At 70.5% G+C, this 16,020-nt stretch carries 13 protein-coding genes; 12 read left to right on the forward strand and 1 reads right to left on the reverse strand.

What is annotated here, in order from left to right; translation table 11 throughout:
* Positions 1-844: 844 nt before the first annotated feature.
* A complete protein-coding gene (locus GD1_RS21760; protein ID WP_157079580.1) occupies positions 845-2,503 on the forward strand; it encodes an FUSC family protein in 1,659 nt (552 codons plus the stop codon).
* A gap of 181 nt (positions 2,504-2,684) precedes the next feature.
* On the opposite strand, the gene GD1_RS21765 is transcribed toward GD1_RS21760, so the two are convergent.
* Positions 2,685-3,224: a hypothetical protein gene (locus tag GD1_RS21765; RefSeq protein WP_238403813.1), complete on the reverse strand. Its 540-nt coding sequence runs from the start codon at positions 3,222-3,224 to the stop codon at positions 2,685-2,687.
* 262 nt (positions 3,225-3,486) lie between these two features.
* Between GD1_RS21765 and GD1_RS21770 the strand changes: the two genes are divergently transcribed.
* The 11 genes from GD1_RS21770 to GD1_RS21820 all read left to right on the forward strand — a co-directional run bounded on the left by GD1_RS21770 (position 3,487) and on the right by GD1_RS21820 (position 15,969).
* Positions 3,487-4,815 carry a lipase family protein gene (locus tag GD1_RS21770; protein WP_059039537.1) on the forward strand — a complete coding sequence of 443 codons (1,329 nt, stop codon included), beginning with the start codon at positions 3,487-3,489 and terminating at the stop codon, positions 4,813-4,815.
* Positions 4,812-5,450, forward strand: coding sequence for a response regulator (locus GD1_RS21775; RefSeq protein ID WP_059039538.1), 639 nt, complete (start codon positions 4,812-4,814; stop codon positions 5,448-5,450). The genes GD1_RS21770 and GD1_RS21775 overlap by 4 nt, the downstream gene beginning before the upstream one ends.
* Positions 5,451-5,458: 8 nt before the next feature.
* Positions 5,459-6,787 (forward strand): sensor histidine kinase, encoded by a 1,329-nt coding sequence (locus tag GD1_RS21780; protein ID WP_059039539.1) that lies wholly within the window; start codon positions 5,459-5,461, stop codon positions 6,785-6,787.
* 474 nt (positions 6,788-7,261) lie between these two features.
* Positions 7,262-7,576 (forward strand): integration host factor, actinobacterial type, encoded by a 315-nt coding sequence (gene mihF, locus GD1_RS21785; RefSeq protein ID WP_020791706.1) that lies wholly within the window; start codon positions 7,262-7,264, stop codon positions 7,574-7,576.
* A gap of 20 nt (positions 7,577-7,596) precedes the next feature.
* A complete protein-coding gene (gene gmk, locus GD1_RS21790) occupies positions 7,597-8,235 on the forward strand; it encodes a guanylate kinase (protein ID WP_169798212.1) in 639 nt (212 codons plus the stop codon).
* A gap of 71 nt (positions 8,236-8,306) precedes the next feature.
* Positions 8,307-8,606: a DNA-directed RNA polymerase subunit omega gene (rpoZ, locus tag GD1_RS21795; protein ID WP_020794709.1), complete on the forward strand. Its 300-nt coding sequence runs from the start codon at positions 8,307-8,309 to the stop codon at positions 8,604-8,606.
* A 23-nt stretch (positions 8,607-8,629) separates the two neighbouring features.
* On the forward strand, positions 8,630-9,913 hold the full coding sequence (coaBC, locus tag GD1_RS21800; protein WP_059039540.1) for a bifunctional phosphopantothenoylcysteine decarboxylase/phosphopantothenate--cysteine ligase CoaBC: 1,284 nt from the start codon (positions 8,630-8,632) through the stop codon (positions 9,911-9,913).
* Between the two features lie 111 nt (positions 9,914-10,024).
* On the forward strand, positions 10,025-11,236 hold the full coding sequence (metK, locus tag GD1_RS21805) for a methionine adenosyltransferase (RefSeq protein ID WP_020792797.1): 1,212 nt from the start codon (positions 10,025-10,027) through the stop codon (positions 11,234-11,236).
* A 230-nt stretch (positions 11,237-11,466) separates the two neighbouring features.
* A complete protein-coding gene (locus GD1_RS21810; RefSeq protein ID WP_059039543.1) occupies positions 11,467-13,503 on the forward strand; it encodes a primosomal protein N' in 2,037 nt (678 codons plus the stop codon).
* A gap of 64 nt (positions 13,504-13,567) precedes the next feature.
* Positions 13,568-14,509 carry a methionyl-tRNA formyltransferase gene (gene fmt / locus GD1_RS21815; RefSeq protein ID WP_059039544.1) on the forward strand — a complete coding sequence of 314 codons (942 nt, stop codon included), beginning with the start codon at positions 13,568-13,570 and terminating at the stop codon, positions 14,507-14,509.
* Entirely contained in the window at positions 14,506-15,969 is a 1,464-nt protein-coding gene (locus GD1_RS21820) for an RsmB/NOP family class I SAM-dependent RNA methyltransferase (protein WP_059039541.1), read from the forward strand. The genes fmt and GD1_RS21820 overlap by 4 nt, the downstream gene beginning before the upstream one ends.
* Positions 15,970-16,020 lie beyond the last annotated feature (51 nt).

Below are 16,020 nucleotides of genomic sequence, written 5' to 3' on the forward strand. Positions count from 1 at the left end.
GGGGGTTTCGACTCGACTTGTCGCTACGCTCCTCGTCGGCTCAACCATCCATGGCGGCAAGCCAATTGGGTGGTTGAGCCGGGACCGAGCGTCGCGAGGGCCCGTGTCGAAACCTCGTGGGTCGACGACGTTGGTGACCACCCCGAACCCAGTGGTTGCGTTCCGAGTTCGGCCGGCGGGGGTTTCGACACGACTTGTCGCTACGCTCCTCGTCGGCTCAACCATCCATGGCTGCAGCGTGATTGACCAGATGCTGCCTCAACCAGCATCGGCGGCAGCATCATTGGGTGGTTGAGCCGGGACCGAGCGTAGCGAGGACCCGTGTCGAAACCTCGGTGGGTCACCTCGGGCGGTGACCACCTCGACCGTGGGTTGCGTTCCGAATCCGGCCGGCGGGGGTTTCGACACGACTTGTCGCTACGCTCCTCGTCGGCTCAACCATCCATGGGGTCAGCACGATTGCCCCACTGGTCGCTTACTCATCAATGACGGCAACCCAATTGGGTGGTTGAGCCGGGACCGAGCGAAGCGAGGACCCGAGTCGAAACCTCGGTGGGCCGGCGGTGTCGGTGACCACCCCGAACCCAGTGGTTGCGTTCCGAGCCCGGCCGGCGGAGGTTTCGACACGACTTGTCGCCCTCCGCTCCTCGTCGGATCAACCATCCATGGCGGCAACCTCATTCAGTGGTTGAGCGAGGGCCCGTGTCGAAGCCCGCCGACCTGACGACGTCGGGGACCGCCTCGATCGTGCTGGTGCGGTCCGTGCCGGCTCACTCATAGCGCGCATTTCACCGGCGGTGTTCGTCATACTCGACACCGTGATGAATGTGTGGAGCCGCAGACGGTGAACGATATCGGGGCCTCGGGCTGGCGTTCGGCGGCCATGACTGCGCTGCGCCCCGCCGACAACCCGTGGGCGGTGCGCCCCGCGCTGACCACGGCGGCCGCCGCGCTCGTCGTGGTCATCATCGGACTCGCCCTGGGCAGGGCCGAGCTGGTTGCGGTCACCCTGTTCGGAACCGCGTGCGCCGCAGTTCTCGCCGACCGCACCGCCACCCGGCAGCGTTGCGCCTGGGCGTTGGCGCTGCAGGCCCTCGGAGCCTGTGTCGGGATCGCGGTGGGTTCGCTCACCACCGACCCGGTCGGTCAGGTGGCGATCGCCGCCGCCGTGGCCTTCGTGTCGGGGCCGCTGGGTCGCGTGGGCCGCTCGGCCGCCGGATGCGGACTGATGGCGATCATCGGTGTCGCCTTCGCACAGTTCGGCGGCACCGGATTGCCCTGGTATCAGCAGTGTCTGTGTTATCTGGTCGGGACCGCGGCGATCGCCGTCGTCGATCTCGGGCCGTGGCCCTGGCAGCCGCGTGGTATCCGACGGGCAGCGGTGGCTGCGGTGTTCCGGGCCTCGGCGACGCTCGTCGACGCTGCCGGGACCGACGACGCACCGGCCGCCCGCTCGTCATTGCTGGCCGCCTCCGAACGTGCGCGCCACGTCGTGTTCGGCCCGCACCTGCCCCGACCGCACCGTCGACCGACGCCGGCGGAAGTGGCCTGGCAGCACGCCGCCGACGCCGCCCTGGTCGCGGCCGCCACGGGGGTCGACTGTCGGGCGCGCGGCGCCGATGCCGCCCAGATGCGGGACTGGGCCGACGCGATCGAGCACGGGCTCCCGATCGACTGGCCTGCACAGGTCGTCGACGTGGTCGCGCCGGCAGGCCCTCGCCGCAGTGAGATCTGTGGTCGCGATGCGGTGTTCGACGGGGTCCGGATCGCGTGGTGTCTGGCGCTGGCCACCGTCGCCACGATCGCCCTGCACGACCCGTCGCATTCGGTATGGATCCCGTTGACGGTCAGCGTGCTGGTCCGCCCTGAATACGGCACGGTGTTCATGCGGGTCACCAACCGGCTGTCGGGCACCGTGGCCGGCGGCGTACTCGCGGCGATCCTGCTGCTCGTGCTCGGCAGTGGCCTGCCGGTGGCGGTCGCGGCGGCGGTGGCCATCGGGTTCTCGGTCGCTGCTGCACCGAAGTCGTACGGGCTCAGCGTCATCGGAGTCACGTGTGGTGCGCTGATGAGCGCATCCATCGCCACCGCCGATCCCGTGGTGCCGCTCATCCGGGTCGGTGACACACTTCTCGGCGCGGTGATCGCCCTGATGTTCGGATTCCTGCTGTGGCCTGGTCGAGGCGTCCCCGATCCGACGTCGGGCGTGCGGACCGCGCGCCGTGCTGCGCGGCGCTATCTGCGGTCGGTGGTGGACGGCGCCGGTGTCGCGGCGGCGGGGGAGGAGGCCTACAGCCGTGCCAATCGGGCCGTCGAACAGGCCCGGACGGCGCTGCTCGAACCACCGCCGATCGGTGCGATCGCCCGGACGCATCTCGCGGACGCATTGGCGGTCAAGGGGATCGTCGACGAGGTCACCGCACTCCGGCGGGTCGACGAGGCCCCTGATCGGGCACAGTTGGATGCGCTGCGATCCCGGCTGGAGACACCCGACAGACGGTGACCGGCCCACCACCAGCGCCGACGACACGGACGGCACCGGCACCGGCACCGGCACCGGCACCGGCAACGCAGGCGACGGCCGCGGGTGGCGTTTCTCACCACCACCCGCGGCCGTCGATCCTGTCGTCCGTCTTGCCGATCACCCCCTCCCCGTACTGCCCGTTCTGCGGCCTACCGTCAGATCACCAGAGGTCGTAGCCGGCGTTGGCGTGCGGGAAACCGGTCGAGACGTTGGCATTGATCCAGTAGTGGCCGCCGGTGACGCCGGTCGCGTTGGTGTTGGTGCCCCCGGGGACGTTCACCAGCTGGTACACCGCGTGCGGGCCGACTGCGCCGATCCGGTAGTTGATCGTGACGGTCTCGTGGTTGCCGTGTGTGGAGGCGGTGACGATCTCCGACGCACCGGGGGCCAGGGTGCCGCGCGGGGCGTTGATCCAGTGGCCGGCACCCGGGTCCGCGCTGGTGAGGTACTGGGTCTTGTCGGTGTGGTTGGTGATGGTCATCGCGGTGGTCGCCTGACCCACCGGCAGGGTCCCGGCACTGGCCAGTCCGGCACCACCGGCGGCCAGCGCCCCGGCCACACCGACCCCTGCGAGCACCGCCAGCAGGCGGCCCTTGCGGCTGCGCAGACCCTTCCGGCCGGTGTTCTCGGCGGCCGTGTCCTCGGCTGCGGTTCCGGTGACGTCGGTGCCGGTGATCGTGGTGGTGTCGGTGGTGGTCATGGTGGGTCTCCTTCGACCGGTGACCTCGCCCTTGTGGGGCGTGGTCGTCGTTGTTTCTGACATGTATGACCTTGCCGGTCGCGGCGGGTTTCCGGAGTCGGCCGACCCGGCGATCCGGTGGGGGATCGAGACCTCCCCCGATCGGGGGAGGTCTCGGCGGACCGGCGGATGTGGAAGACACCGTGCGGCGGCCGCGCCGACGCGGTACAGATAGACCGGCGCACCGTCGTCGAATCGACACCTGCCGACCAAGGAGGGCCCGATGATCGCTCGCACGCAGGGATCTCACACACCGACGCTGCGGACGAGGTGGGTGACGGCCGTCGTGGCCGTACTCGTGACCATCGGCCTGTCGGGGACGGTGTGGAGCCGTGCCGCCGCCGACACCCCGACCGCCGCCGCCGGCACCCCCATCCCGTCGGCCGAACCGTTCTACACCCCGCCACCGTCGCTCGCCGGCGTCGCCCCCGGTACGGTGCTGCGGACCCGTGAGGTGAGCATCGGGGTGCTCGGTACGCAGACACCCCTGCGGGCCACCCAGGCGTTGTATCGGACCACTGATCAGCACGGCCAACCGATCGCCACGGTCACCACCGTCATCGCGCCACCGGTACCCGCGCCGACCCCGCGTCTGGTGAGTTTCCACATGGCCTACGACGGCCTCGGGTCGGCGTGCGACCCGTCATACACGTTGCGCGGCAACGACCCCGGGATGCTGACCACCACCGAGCAGGTGGCCATGTCGGCCTACCTGGCCTCCGGGCACACCCTGGTGGTCTCCGATTACGAGGGACCCGACCTCGCGTGGACCGTCGGTCGCCAGTCCGGCTACGCCGCGCTCGACGGTGTGCGTGCCGCCGAATCCGTGCTGGCCCTGCCGCGGTCCACCCCGGTCGGCATGGTGGGCTACTCCGGCGGCTCGGTCCCCACCGACTACGCCGCCGAGGTGGCACCCCGGTATGCCCCCGAACTCCGGATCGTCGGTGCGGCCGCAGGCGGCCTGCCGGTGGAACTGGCCCACAACCTGCCCTATGTCAGCGGTAGCAAGGACTGGGCCGGGGTGATCCCGGCGATCGTCGTCGCCTACCAACGGGCCTACGGGCTGGACACCGCGTCGTTCCTGTCCGCGCGGGGCCGCGCCCTGACCGCCGCGGTCGCCGACCGGTGCATCGCCGACTTCGCCTCGAAGTACCCCGGCCTCACCGACGCCGACATGGTCCGTGCGCCGTACCACTCGCTGCTGGACGTGCCGTCGGTCGTCGAAGCGCTGAACGACAACATCATGGGCACCGCGGGCACCCCGCACATCCCGATGCTGCTGGGGATCGGGCAGTCCGATGCGATCGGCGACTCGGTGATGATCGACGCCGACGTGCGGGGCCTGGCCCGCGACTACTGCGCCCGCGGCGTCCGCGTCGACTTCCGCCACTATCCCGGCAAGTCCCACGGCGGCGCATATCAACCGTTCCAGACCGACGCCTACAGCTTCCTCGCCGACCGTTTCACCGGTCGTCCGACCGCGAACAGCTGTGGCACGATCCCGCCGGGCGCTGCACTCGACCCGATCCCGGTGCCCGGAGGGGCCGGATGAATCGTCAGATCAGTGTCGTCGTGGTGGACGACCATCCGTTCTTCCGTGACGGGCTCTCGCGCGGGCTGGCCGCCAGCGGGCGCATCCGGGTACTCGGTGAGGCCGACGACGGACGCAGCGGCATCGCGATGATCACCGACCTGAAACCCGACGTCGCCGTCGTCGACCAGCAGATGCCCGACCTCACCGGCACCGACGTGGTGCACGCGGTGATCCGCGACGGCCTGCCCACCAAGGTGCTGTTGCTGTCGGCGGTCACCGACTCGGTGGTGGTCTTCGACGCGCTGCGCGAGGGTGCGGCCGGCTATGTGTCGAAGAACTCCGACCGTGACGCGATCATCGGTGCAGTCGAACGCGTGTCGAAGGGGGAGACGGTGGTACCACCCGAACTCGCCGGCGGGCTGGTCGCCCAGATCCGGGCGCACGCCCAACCCGATGCGCCCGCGTTGAGTGAGCGGGAGAGCCAGGTGCTCAACGGTTTCGCGCGGGGACTGTCGATCCCGCAGATCGCCGCCGAACTCTACATCGGGGCGTCGACGGTCAAGACGCACGCCGCCAACCTGTATCAGAAGCTCGGCGTCTCCGACCGTGCCGCCGCCGTCGCCGAGGGCATGCGACGACGACTCATCGAATGAGGGCTCCGGTGGTGCGGACCGGGGTCGACGGGGTGCGTGCGCAGGTCGGGATGCGACTGATCCTGGCGGTGTTCCTGGTGCTGGTGATCGCCTGCGATCCACCCGAGCAGTTCCTGGCCGTCACGTGGGCGGTGGTCGGCGTGTACCTCGGATGGACCGCGTCCACCCTGCTCCTGGCCCGTCGTCCGGACCCGCGGGTGCAGGAGTGGGCGTGGGCGGCGCTGTTCGTCGATCTCGCCGCGCTCACCGCGGTGGCCGTCCTCGCCGCCCGGTCCGATGCGACCAGCTGGACCTCCGATGTGCTGCTCACCGGCTTCGCGCTGATCCCGATGGCCGCCGCCACCGGACTGCGGCCCGGGGTGTGCGTCGCCATCGCCGTCCCGACCACCGTGGTGTTCCTCGCGGCGTCGGCGGCGGCACGCCCGGCCAACGGGGAACCGTGGTCGTCGGTGCTGCTGCACACCCTGGTGATCGGCGGGCTCGGCATCGGCAGCGTCGCATTGTCGGCGATCGCGCGGTCGCGGGTGCAGACCATCGCAGCGCTGGCCCGTGATCGCGCACAGCTGCTCGACGACGTGACCACCGTCGACCGCCGTGCCCGCCGCGAGCTCGCCGACCACCTACACGACGGCGCCCTGCAATACGTCCTGGCCGCCCGCGGGGAGGTGGCCGCAGCCCGCCGCGGGGACGGCGCGGCGATTGACCGGATCGAGGCCGCCCTGCGCGAGTCGGGGGATCTGTTGCGGTCGACGCTCACCGCACTCAACCCGGCCGTCCTCGACCACCATGGGCTGGGCGTCGCGGTGACCGAACTCGGCCGTTCCTCCGCCGCCACCACCGGGCTCACCGTGATCGTCGACACCGCCGCCTGGCCCGGGTGTCCGACCCCGGCCGACGAACTGCTCTATGCCACCGCCCGTGAACTGCTCACCAATGCCGTCAAACATGCGCATGCGACCCGCATCGAACTGACCCTCGAACTCGAACGCGACGGCATCGACGACGCCCCTGACGCCGACGACACAGACCCCGACGACACCGCCGACACCGGATACACAGACGCCACCGGAGACACAGACAACACCGGAGACACAGACAACACCGACATCGTGGACACCGACATCCACGGACGGGCGCGGTTGGTCGTCGTCGACGACGGGGTGGGTATCCCGCCCGGCGCGCTCGACCCGGGCCGGCTGACCGAGCGACTGGCCGCGGGCCACCTCGGTCTGGCGTCTCGGCAGGTCCGGCTCGCCGCGGCCGGAGGCACGCTGATCTTCACCGCGCGGGCCGGTGGCGGGACCGTCGCGATCGCGACGATCCCGACTGTCGTCTGATCGATGGACAGGGGTCGGGCCGGGTCGCCGGACCGGTCCGAAGGCCGTGCGACACGCGCAACGTGCGCATCGACTTCCGAATTTTCGGTTCTGGTCCCAGTTGTCACACAGGTCTCAGTCGTTCGGCACCCCTCGTCGCGTCTCACCGGCCACCACGCAGCCCGTTGATCTCGCGACACGCCTCTCACCAGGCACTTTGTTCGCAACCCGGTACCGGGATGGGGTAGCGTCGGGATCGACCGGACCCGATCCGCACCGACGTTCGACGGCGTGTGTACATCACGGCCGTCGCGGCGTTCACCAGGGGTGGGCCTCGCAAATGCCAGCTCACGTGGGTACGGTCGCTTTCGCCGCACCAATCGGCGAGTGCCGGGCAACCAACCCGCTGCACCCACGCCGAGCGGCCACACGCCACCGGGCACCACTTGGTGCCGGTGCAGTCCAGATGATCGAGAACGAAAGACGGAGGACCCCGTGGCGCTTCCCCAGTTGACCGACGAGCAGCGCGCCGCTGCGTTGGAGAAGGCCGCTGCCGCCCGCCGAGTGCGCGCCGAGCTCAAAGAGCGCCTCAAGCGTGGTGGCACCGACCTCAAGCAGGTGCTCAAGGACGCCGAAGAAGATGAGATCCTGGGCAAGATGAAGGTCTCGGCCCTGCTCGAGGCCCTGCCGAAGGTCGGCAAGGTCAAGGCACAGGAGATCATGACCGAGCTGGAGATCGCTCCGACCCGCCGCCTGCGTGGTCTCGGCGATCGTCAGCGCAAGGCGCTCCTCGAGAAGTTCAGCTCCTGATCGACGCCGAGACAGGCAGCGTGAACGGAGCAATACAGCCCGCACGGGCGAGGGGTCGACTGGTTGTTCTGGTCGGCCCCTCTGCCGTGGGCAAGTCCACCGTGGTCGCCCGGGTCAAGGACCTCGTCCCCGACCTGTGGTTCAGCGTCTCGGCGACCACCCGCGACCCGCGACCCGGTGAGGTCGACGGACGCGACTACCACTTCGTCACCCGCGCGGAGTTCGACCGGATGATCGACGCCGACGAACTCCTCGAATGGGCCGACATCCACGGCGGCCTGCAGCGGTCGGGAACCCCGCTGCGCCCGGTCTCCGATGCCCTCGACTCGGGGGTTCCGGTACTGCTCGAGGTCGACCTCGTCGGTGCCCGCAACATCCGCCGGCGCCTGCCCGAGGCGATCCTGGTGTTCCTCGCACCGCCGAGCTGGGACGTCCTGGTCGCCCGGCTGACCGGCCGCGGCACCGAGACACCCGAGGCGATCGAGCGTCGACTGGCCACCGCGCGCACCGAGATGGCCGCCCAGGACGAGTTCGACCACGTCCTCGTGAACAGCCGAGTCGACCAGGTGGCCGATGAATTGGTATCCTTGCTGGTCGGACACGATCAGCTCGATCCGGCGCCTGCCCTGGAGCACAGCAGCGGCGACCGCCCCGACTGATCCGATCCACCGACCACCGTCGGACGCGTCTGTTCTCGCCCGACCCATCCACGACCAATGCAGGAGTTCGCGTGAGCACGCCGACCAACTTCGAATCCACCGAGATCACCGACGCACCGGTCTACGACACCCCGCTGGGTATCACCAACCCGCCGATCGACGACCTCCTCGAGCGTGCGTCGTCGAAGTACGCGCTGGTGATCTACGCGGCCAAGCGTGCCCGTCAGATCAACGACTACTACAACCAGCTCGGCGACGGCATCCTCGAGTACGTCGGCCCGCTGGTGGAGCCGGGTCTGCAGGAGAAGCCGCTGTCGATCGCCATGCGTGAGATCCACTCCGACCTGCTCGAGCACACCGAGGGCGAGTAACGAGAACGCGGCGGGGCGCGCACATGACCGCACAGTCGGCAACCACGCCGGCCCCGGTGACCCGGGGTCGAAAGCGCATCCTGATCGGTGTGGGCGGCGGTATCGCCGCCTACAAGGTGTGCTCGCTGATCCGGCATTTCACCGAGGCGGGCCACGACGTCCACGTCGCCCCCACCCGGGCGGCGCTGGAGTTCATCGGCGCGGCCACCTTCGAGGCGCTCAGCGGTAACCCGGTCAGCACCGAGGTGTTCGACGCCGTCGACGAGGTGCGCCACGTCCGGCTCGGCCAGGAGGCAGACCTCGTCGTCATCGCGCCGGCCACCGCCGACCTGATGGCCCGCGCCGCCGCAGGCCGCGCCGACGACCTGCTGACCGCATCCCTGCTGGTGGTCCGATGTCCGGTGCTGTTCGTGCCGGCGATGCACACCGAGATGTGGCAGCATCCGGCCACCCAGGCCAATGTCGCGACCCTGCGTGAGCGGGGCACCACCGTGATGACCCCGGCGTCGGGCCGACTCACCGGCGCCGACAGCGGTCCCGGACGGCTGCCCGAACCGCAGGAGATCGCGCTGGTCGCCGAGCTGCTGCTCGACCGCCCCGACGCCCTCCCGTACGACCTCGCCGGCCTGCGTGTGCTGATCAGTGCGGGCGGTACCCGCGAACCGCTCGACCCGGTCCGCTTCCTCGGCAACCACAGTTCCGGCAAGCAGGGTTATGCCCTCGGCCGGGCCGCCGCACAACGCGGCGCCGAGGTCACCATCGTGGCCGGCACGGTCAGCGCCGCGGGCGATCCGGCAGGCGTCGACATCGTCGGTGTCGGCAGTGCCGAGCAGATGGCCACCGAGATGACCAAGCGGGCCGCCGACGCCGACGTGGTGATCATGGCCGCCGCGGTCGCCGACTTCCGGCCGGTCTCGATGGCCGACGCGAAGATCAAGAAGGGCGATCAGGGGCCCGCTCCGATCGAACTCACCACCAATCCCGACATCCTCCGCGGCCTCGTCGAGGCCCGCACCGAGGGGCGGATCGCGGCGTCGACGGTGATCGTCGGGTTCGCCGCGGAGACCGGCGACGAGACCGGTGGGGTCCTCGATCACGGTCGCGCCAAGTTCAAGCGCAAGGGATGCGACCTGCTCGTCGTCAACGCGGTCGGCAACGGCAAGGCGTTCGGCACCGAGGACAACACCGGCTGGCTGCTGTCGTCGGGCGGTGAGGAGACGGCACTTCCGCCGGGATCCAAAACACTCATGGCGAGCCGAATCCTTGACGAGATCCGCACGCTCGTGCCTGATGAGACCGAGAACTGACACGCGTTCTCGTTCTGCCACTCCCGGCAGCGCAGGCTGCGCTGCCACTGTGTACGTTTGAAGCCACGACCGGCGACGCGGACGTCGCCGACACCACCCTGAGAGGATCCGATGACCAGCTCCGCGTCACGCCTTTTCACCAGCGAGTCCGTCACCGAAGGGCACCCGGACAAGATCTGTGACGCGATCAGCGACTCGATCCTGGACGCGATCCTCACCGAGGACCCCAAGGCCCGCGTGGCAGTGGAGACCCTGGTCACCACCGGACAGGTGCACGTCGCCGGTGAGGTCACCACCACCGCCTACGTCGACATCCCCGGCATCGTCCGCGCCAAGATCCTCGACATCGGCTACGACTCGTCCACCAAGGGCTTCGACGGTGCCTCCTGCGGCGTGAACGTCGCCATCGGCGCCCAGTCGCCGGACATCGCCGGCGGCGTGTTCAACTCGCACGAGAACCGCAGCGGTATCTCCGAGGACGAGATCGACGCACAGGGTGCGGGCGACCAGGGCCTGATGTTCGGGTACGCCACCAACGAGACCCCCGAGCTGATGCCGGTCCCGATCGCGCTGGCCCATCGCCTGTCGCGTCGCCTGACCGAGGTCCGCAAGAACGGCACCCTGCCGTACCTGCGCCCGGACGGCAAGACCCAGGTCACCATCGAGTACCAGGACGACAAGCCGGTCCGGCTCGACACCGTGGTGGTCTCCACCCAGCACGCCGCCGACATCGACCTCGAGAACATGCTCACCCCCGACATCCGCACCGAGGTGCTCGAGTCGGTGTTCGCCGAGCTGGAACTGCCCACCCTCGACACCTCCGACGTGCGGCTGCTGGTCAACCCGACCGGCAAGTTCGTCCTCGGTGGCCCGATGGGTGACGCCGGCCTGACCGGCCGCAAGATCATCGTCGACACCTACGGCGGCATGGCCCGCCACGGTGGCGGTGCCTTCTCCGGCAAGGACCCGTCGAAGGTCGACCGCAGCGCCGCGTACGCGATGCGCTGGGTGGCCAAGAACGCCGTCGCCGCCGGTCTCGCCGACCGCATCGAGGTGCAGGTCGCCTATGCCATCGGCAAGGCCGCCCCGGTGGGTCTGTTCGTCGAGACCTTCGGCACCGAGAAGACCGACCCGGTCAAGATCCAGCAGGCGATCGCCGAGATCTTCGACCTGCGTCCGCTCGCGATCATCCGCGACCTGGACCTGCTGCGTCCGATCTACGGGCCGACCGCCGCCTACGGTCACTTCGGCCGCACCGACGTCGATCTGCCGTGGGAGCGCACCGACCGCGCCGAGAAGCTGCGCGCGGCAGCCGGACTCTAAGTCCCGGGCCGTTCGTGGCCGATACCGCGAAGGGCAGTCGTACCGGCGAGGCCGAGATCGCGACGGACCCCGAGGCCGTGACGGACCTGGACGCCGTGACGGATCAGGACACCGCACCCGGCAGCACGACCGACCCCGACAGCACGACCGACAGCACCGGCGGTACGCGCAAGCGTGCCGCCGGTGCTCGTGCGCGTGCCCCGCAGGCGCCGATCGCCAAGGTCCTGCCGATGCTGGGTCTCACCCACCTCGACCGGCCGTTCGACTACCTCGTCGACGCCGAGCAGGACGAGTCCGCCGTCCCCGGCGTGCGGGTGCGGGTGCGGTTCTCCGGACGTCTGGTCGACGGCTTCCTGCTCGACCGGGTCGACCACTCCGACCACAAGGGACGTCTCGGCTGGCTCGACCGGGTGGTCTCCGCAGAACCGGTGCTGTCCACCGAACTGGCCGCGGTGTGCCGTGCCGTCGCCGACCGCTACGCCGGGACCATGTCGGATGTACTGCGCCTGGCGGTGCCGCCGCGGCATGCCCGCACCGAGGCGCAGCCCACGCCCGAACCCACCACCGACATCGTCGTCCCGGATCGCAGCGCCTGGCAGCGCTACCGCGCGGGGGCGTCGTTCCTGGAATCGCTGACGAGCGGACATCCGCGTGCGGTGTGGCAGGCGCTGCCGGGGGAGGACTGGCCGCAACGGCTCGCCGACCTGGCCGCGATCACCGCGGCCGCCGGTCGCGGGGTGGTGATCGTGGTGCCCGACCAGCGTGATCTCGACCGCCTGTCGGCCGCCTGCGAACCACTGCTCGGCGACCGGTGTGTCACGTTGTCGGCGGGGCTGGGACTCACCGCCCGTTATCGGCGGTGGCTGTCGGTGCGCCGGGGGGCCGCCGATGTCGTCCTCGGTACCCGCAGCGCGATCTTCGCGCCCGTCCACGACCTGGGGCTGATCGTCGTCTTCGACGACGGCGACGACTCGCTCAACGAACCGCGCGCCCCGTACCCGCATCCCCGCGAGGTGGCGGTGTTGCGCGCCCACCACCAGCAGGCGGCGCTGGTGATCGGCGGATTCGCCCGCACCACCGAGGCACAGTCGCTGGTGGCGTCGGGCTGGGCGCACGACCTCGTCGCCGACCGCCCGCTGGTCCGCGACCGCATGCCCGCGGTGGAGGCCATCTCCGACGAGGACGTGCGGATCGCCCGTGATCCTCTCGCCCGTACCGCCCGCATCCCCGCGACCGCCTTCGACGCCGCCCGTAAGGCCGTCGCCGCCGACGCGCCGGTGCTGTTCTCGGTACCCCGTCGCGGCTACATCCCGTCGCTGGCGTGCGCGAAATGCCGCTCGCACGCGCGTTGCCGTGCCTGTCACGGACCGCTGCAGATGGACGCCGACGGCGGCCTGACCTGCCGGTGGTGCGGTCGGCACGAAGCCCGGTTCCGGTGCCCGGAATGCGGCGCCACCACGATCCGCGCACTCACCCTCGGTGCCCGCCGCACCGCCCAGGAGCTCGGCCGTGCCTTCGCCGGGGTGCCGGTGGTGACCAGTGGCGGATCGACCATCGTCGACGTCCTCGAGCCCGGCGCCCGGGTGGTGGTCGCCACGCCCGGGGCCGAGCCGGAGGCGCCCGGCGGCTACGGTGCCGCGGTGGTCCTGGACACGTGGGCGCAGCTCGACCGCGCCGACCTGCGGGCCGACGAGGACACCGTCCGACGCTGGATGGCGATCGGTGCGCGCGTGCGGCCCCGCGGCGACGGCGGTCGGCTGATCATCGTCGCCGACGCGGGACTGACGCCCGTGCAGGCGGTGATCCGGTGGGATCCGGTCGGCTTCGCCGCCGCCGAACTCGACCACCGAGGCGAACTGGGCTTCCCGCCGGCGGTGACGATGGCGTCAGTCGACGGCCCGGCCGCGCTGGTCAGCGGCTTCATCGACCTGCTCGAACTGCCCGACGGCGCCGACACCCTGGGTCCGGTCCCGCTGCCCGACGGTGTCCGACCCCCGGCAGGCAGCGAGGACTGGGAACGCTCGGCGGCCGCGGGCAGCGTCGGCGGAGGCGGTCGGGGTGGCCCCGGTACGGCGGCCGGTGGCGGCGGATTCGGGGGCGGTGGATTCGGTGCGGGTGGCGGCGAGATCGAACGCGTGCTGGTGCGCACCGACCGCAGACACGGACGCGCCCTCGCCCAGGCGCTCACCGCGGCACAGGTGCGGCGGAACGCGGCGCACGAGACCGGGCCGATCCGGGTGCAGATCGACCCGCCTACCATCGGATGAGCCCCCGAACCCAGGTTCCGGGGTGGACAATCGTGCACAACCAGGCCAAGTGGAGGCAGACAGCGTGAGGATCGTGTTCGCGGGCACACCCGAGGTGGCCGTACCGTCGTTACGGCGACTCGTCGAGGGACCCGAACACGAGGTGGTCGGCGTGATCTCCCGGCCCGACGCGGCGTCCGGTCGGGGGCGCAAGGTGCATCGTGCCCCGGTTGCCGAACTCGCCGACGCCCACGGCATCCCGGTGATCACCCCGCGCCGTCTCGGCGAGCCGGAGGTCCTCGAGACCCTGACCGCGTGGGCGCCCGACGCCGGGGCGGTTGTCGCCTACGGCGGGCTCGTCCCGCCGTCGCTGCTGGATCTGCCCACCCACGGCTGGATCAACCTGCACTTCTCGGTGCTGCCCGCCTGGCGCGGTGCGGCGCCGGTGCAGGCGTCGATCGCCGCCGGCGAGACCACCACCGGCGCCAGCACCTTCCGGCTGGAGAAGGGCCTCGACACCGGCCCGGTGTACGGGGTGCTCACCGAGACCATCCGCGACACCGACACCTCCGGGGACCTGCTCGGCCGCCTCGCCGACGTCGGATCGGGTCTGCTGGTGGACACGTTGTCGGGGATCGAATCCGGCACGCTCGTCCCGGTTCCGCAGCCCGCCGAGGGCGTCAGCCACGCCGCCAAGGTGGAGGTCGACGACGCCCGCGTGCGCTGGGATCTGCCCGCCCACATCGTCGATCGTCGGATTCGTGCCCACACCCCGGCGCCCGGCGCCTGGACCACCCTGGGCGATGCCCGGCTGAAGCTGGGTCCGGTCACCCCGTCCGCGGGCGAGCCGCAGGCACCCACCGAGCTCGCCCCGGGCGCGCTCGCGATCACCAAGAAGGCCGTCTACGTCGGCACCGCGACCGTCCCGGTGCGGTTGGGATCGGTTCAGGCGCCGGGTAAGAAACCGATGCCGGCCACCGACTGGGCACGTGGGGCCCGTCCGGATGAGGGGAGTGTGCTCGGATGAGCAGGCCAGGGAGTTCACGTTCGTACGGGTCACGATCGGAGGGTGCGCGATCCGGGGGGCGTCCGGCGCGAGGTGGGCGAGATGCCAAGCGCGACCCCAAGGTCCGCGACAAGACGGTCGATCCGGTGCGCGAGGCCGCCCGCGACGTGCTGCGTGCGGTCCGCGAGCGCGATGCCTATGCCAACCTGATCCTGCCGAAGATGCTGCGGGAGCGGCACATCAGCGGCCGGGATGCGGCGTTGGCCACGGAACTGACCTATGGCACCGCCCGCGCGCAGGGCACGCTCGACGCGGTGATCGCGGCTGCGGCCAACCGGCCGGTCGACGAGATCGACGGCAAGTTGCTCGACGTCCTGCGGCTGGGTACCTATCAGTTGCTGCGAACCCGGATCGGTGCGCACGCTGCGGTCGACACCTCGGTGGATCTCGTTCGCTCGGAGGCCGGGATCGGGCCGAGTGGCTTCGTGAACGCGGTGCTGCGCAAGGTGTCCCAGCGGGACGAGGAACTCTGGATCGACCAGTTGGCCCCGCCGATGGCCGACGACCTGATCGGCAATCTCGCCTTCCGCTACGCCCATCCGCGCTGGATCGCCGAGGTGTTCTTCGAGGCACTGGGCCGTTCGGCCGGACAGCTGCAGGCCGCGCTGGCCGCCGACGACGACCGTCCGCCGGTACACCTGGTGGCCCGCCCCGGCTTCATCACCGCCGAAGAACTGGCGCTGACCAGCGGGGGAGAGGTCGGCAGGTACTCGCCGTACTGCGTGTACCTGCCGGGTGGTGATCCCGGTGACGTGGAGGCGATCCGGCAGGGGTACGCCGGTGTGCAGGACGAGGGATCGCAACTGGTCGCCCGCTCGGTCACCATCGCCGACATCGGCACCGACTCCGGCCGGTGGTTGGACATGTGTGCCGGTCCCGGCGGCAAGGCGGCGCTGCTGGGCGCCATCGCCGACATCGATTCCGCACACGTCGACGCCCTGGAGATCAGCGACCACCGGGCCGACCTGATCCGTGGTGTGGTGCGGGACCTGCCGGTGTCGGTGCACGTGGCCGACGCCCGTGACGTCGTCGGGAACACCGGTCTCGAGCCGGGATTCGACCGCATCCTGCTCGACGCGCCGTGTACCGGACTCGGTTCCCTGCGCCGCCGGCCCGAGGCGCGCTGGCGCCGCAAGCCGAGCGACGTGACCGACCTCGTCGCATTGCAGCGCCAGCTGCTCACCGAGGCCATCTCGCTGGTCCGTCCGGGCGGCATCGTCGTGTACTCGACATGCTCACCGCATCCGGCCGAGACCACCGGCCTGGTCGCCGACGTCGTCGGGTCCGTCGACGGTGCCCGTCAGGTCGATGCGCGTGGCCTGGTCGGCGCCGACGACCTCGGCGACGGTCCGCACGTTCAGCTGTGGCCGCACATCCACGGCACCGACGCCATGTTCCTGGCGGCCATCACCAAGGATTGATCGACCCCGACCGGCATATGGTGGTTGAGCCGGAAGTGGATCGATTCGTAA

The sequence above is a fragment of the Gordonia desulfuricans NBRC 100010 genome (genome assembly GCF_001485495.1).
Classification (GTDB): Bacteria; Actinomycetota; Actinomycetes; order Mycobacteriales; family Mycobacteriaceae; genus Gordonia; species Gordonia desulfuricans.

What these genes read in the sequence shown, in the direction of transcription:
- GD1_RS21765 (WP_238403813.1), bottom strand. Translation starts at nt 3,224, where the DNA reads ATGACCACCACCGACACCACCACGATCACCGGCACCGACGTCACCGGA.
- GD1_RS21770 (WP_059039537.1), top strand. Translation starts at nt 3,487, where the DNA reads ATGATCGCTCGCACGCAGGGATCTCACACACCGACGCTGCGGACGAGG.
- GD1_RS21775 (WP_059039538.1), top strand. Translation starts at nt 4,812, where the DNA reads ATGAATCGTCAGATCAGTGTCGTCGTGGTGGACGACCATCCGTTCTTC.
- coaBC (WP_059039540.1), top strand. Translation starts at nt 8,630, where the DNA reads ATGACCGCACAGTCGGCAACCACGCCGGCCCCGGTGACCCGGGGTCGA.
- metK (WP_020792797.1), top strand. Translation starts at nt 10,025, where the DNA reads ATGACCAGCTCCGCGTCACGCCTTTTCACCAGCGAGTCCGTCACCGAA.
- GD1_RS21810 (WP_059039543.1), top strand. Translation starts at nt 11,467, where the DNA reads ATGCTGGGTCTCACCCACCTCGACCGGCCGTTCGACTACCTCGTCGAC.
- GD1_RS21820 (WP_059039541.1), top strand. Translation starts at nt 14,506, where the DNA reads ATGAGCAGGCCAGGGAGTTCACGTTCGTACGGGTCACGATCGGAGGGT.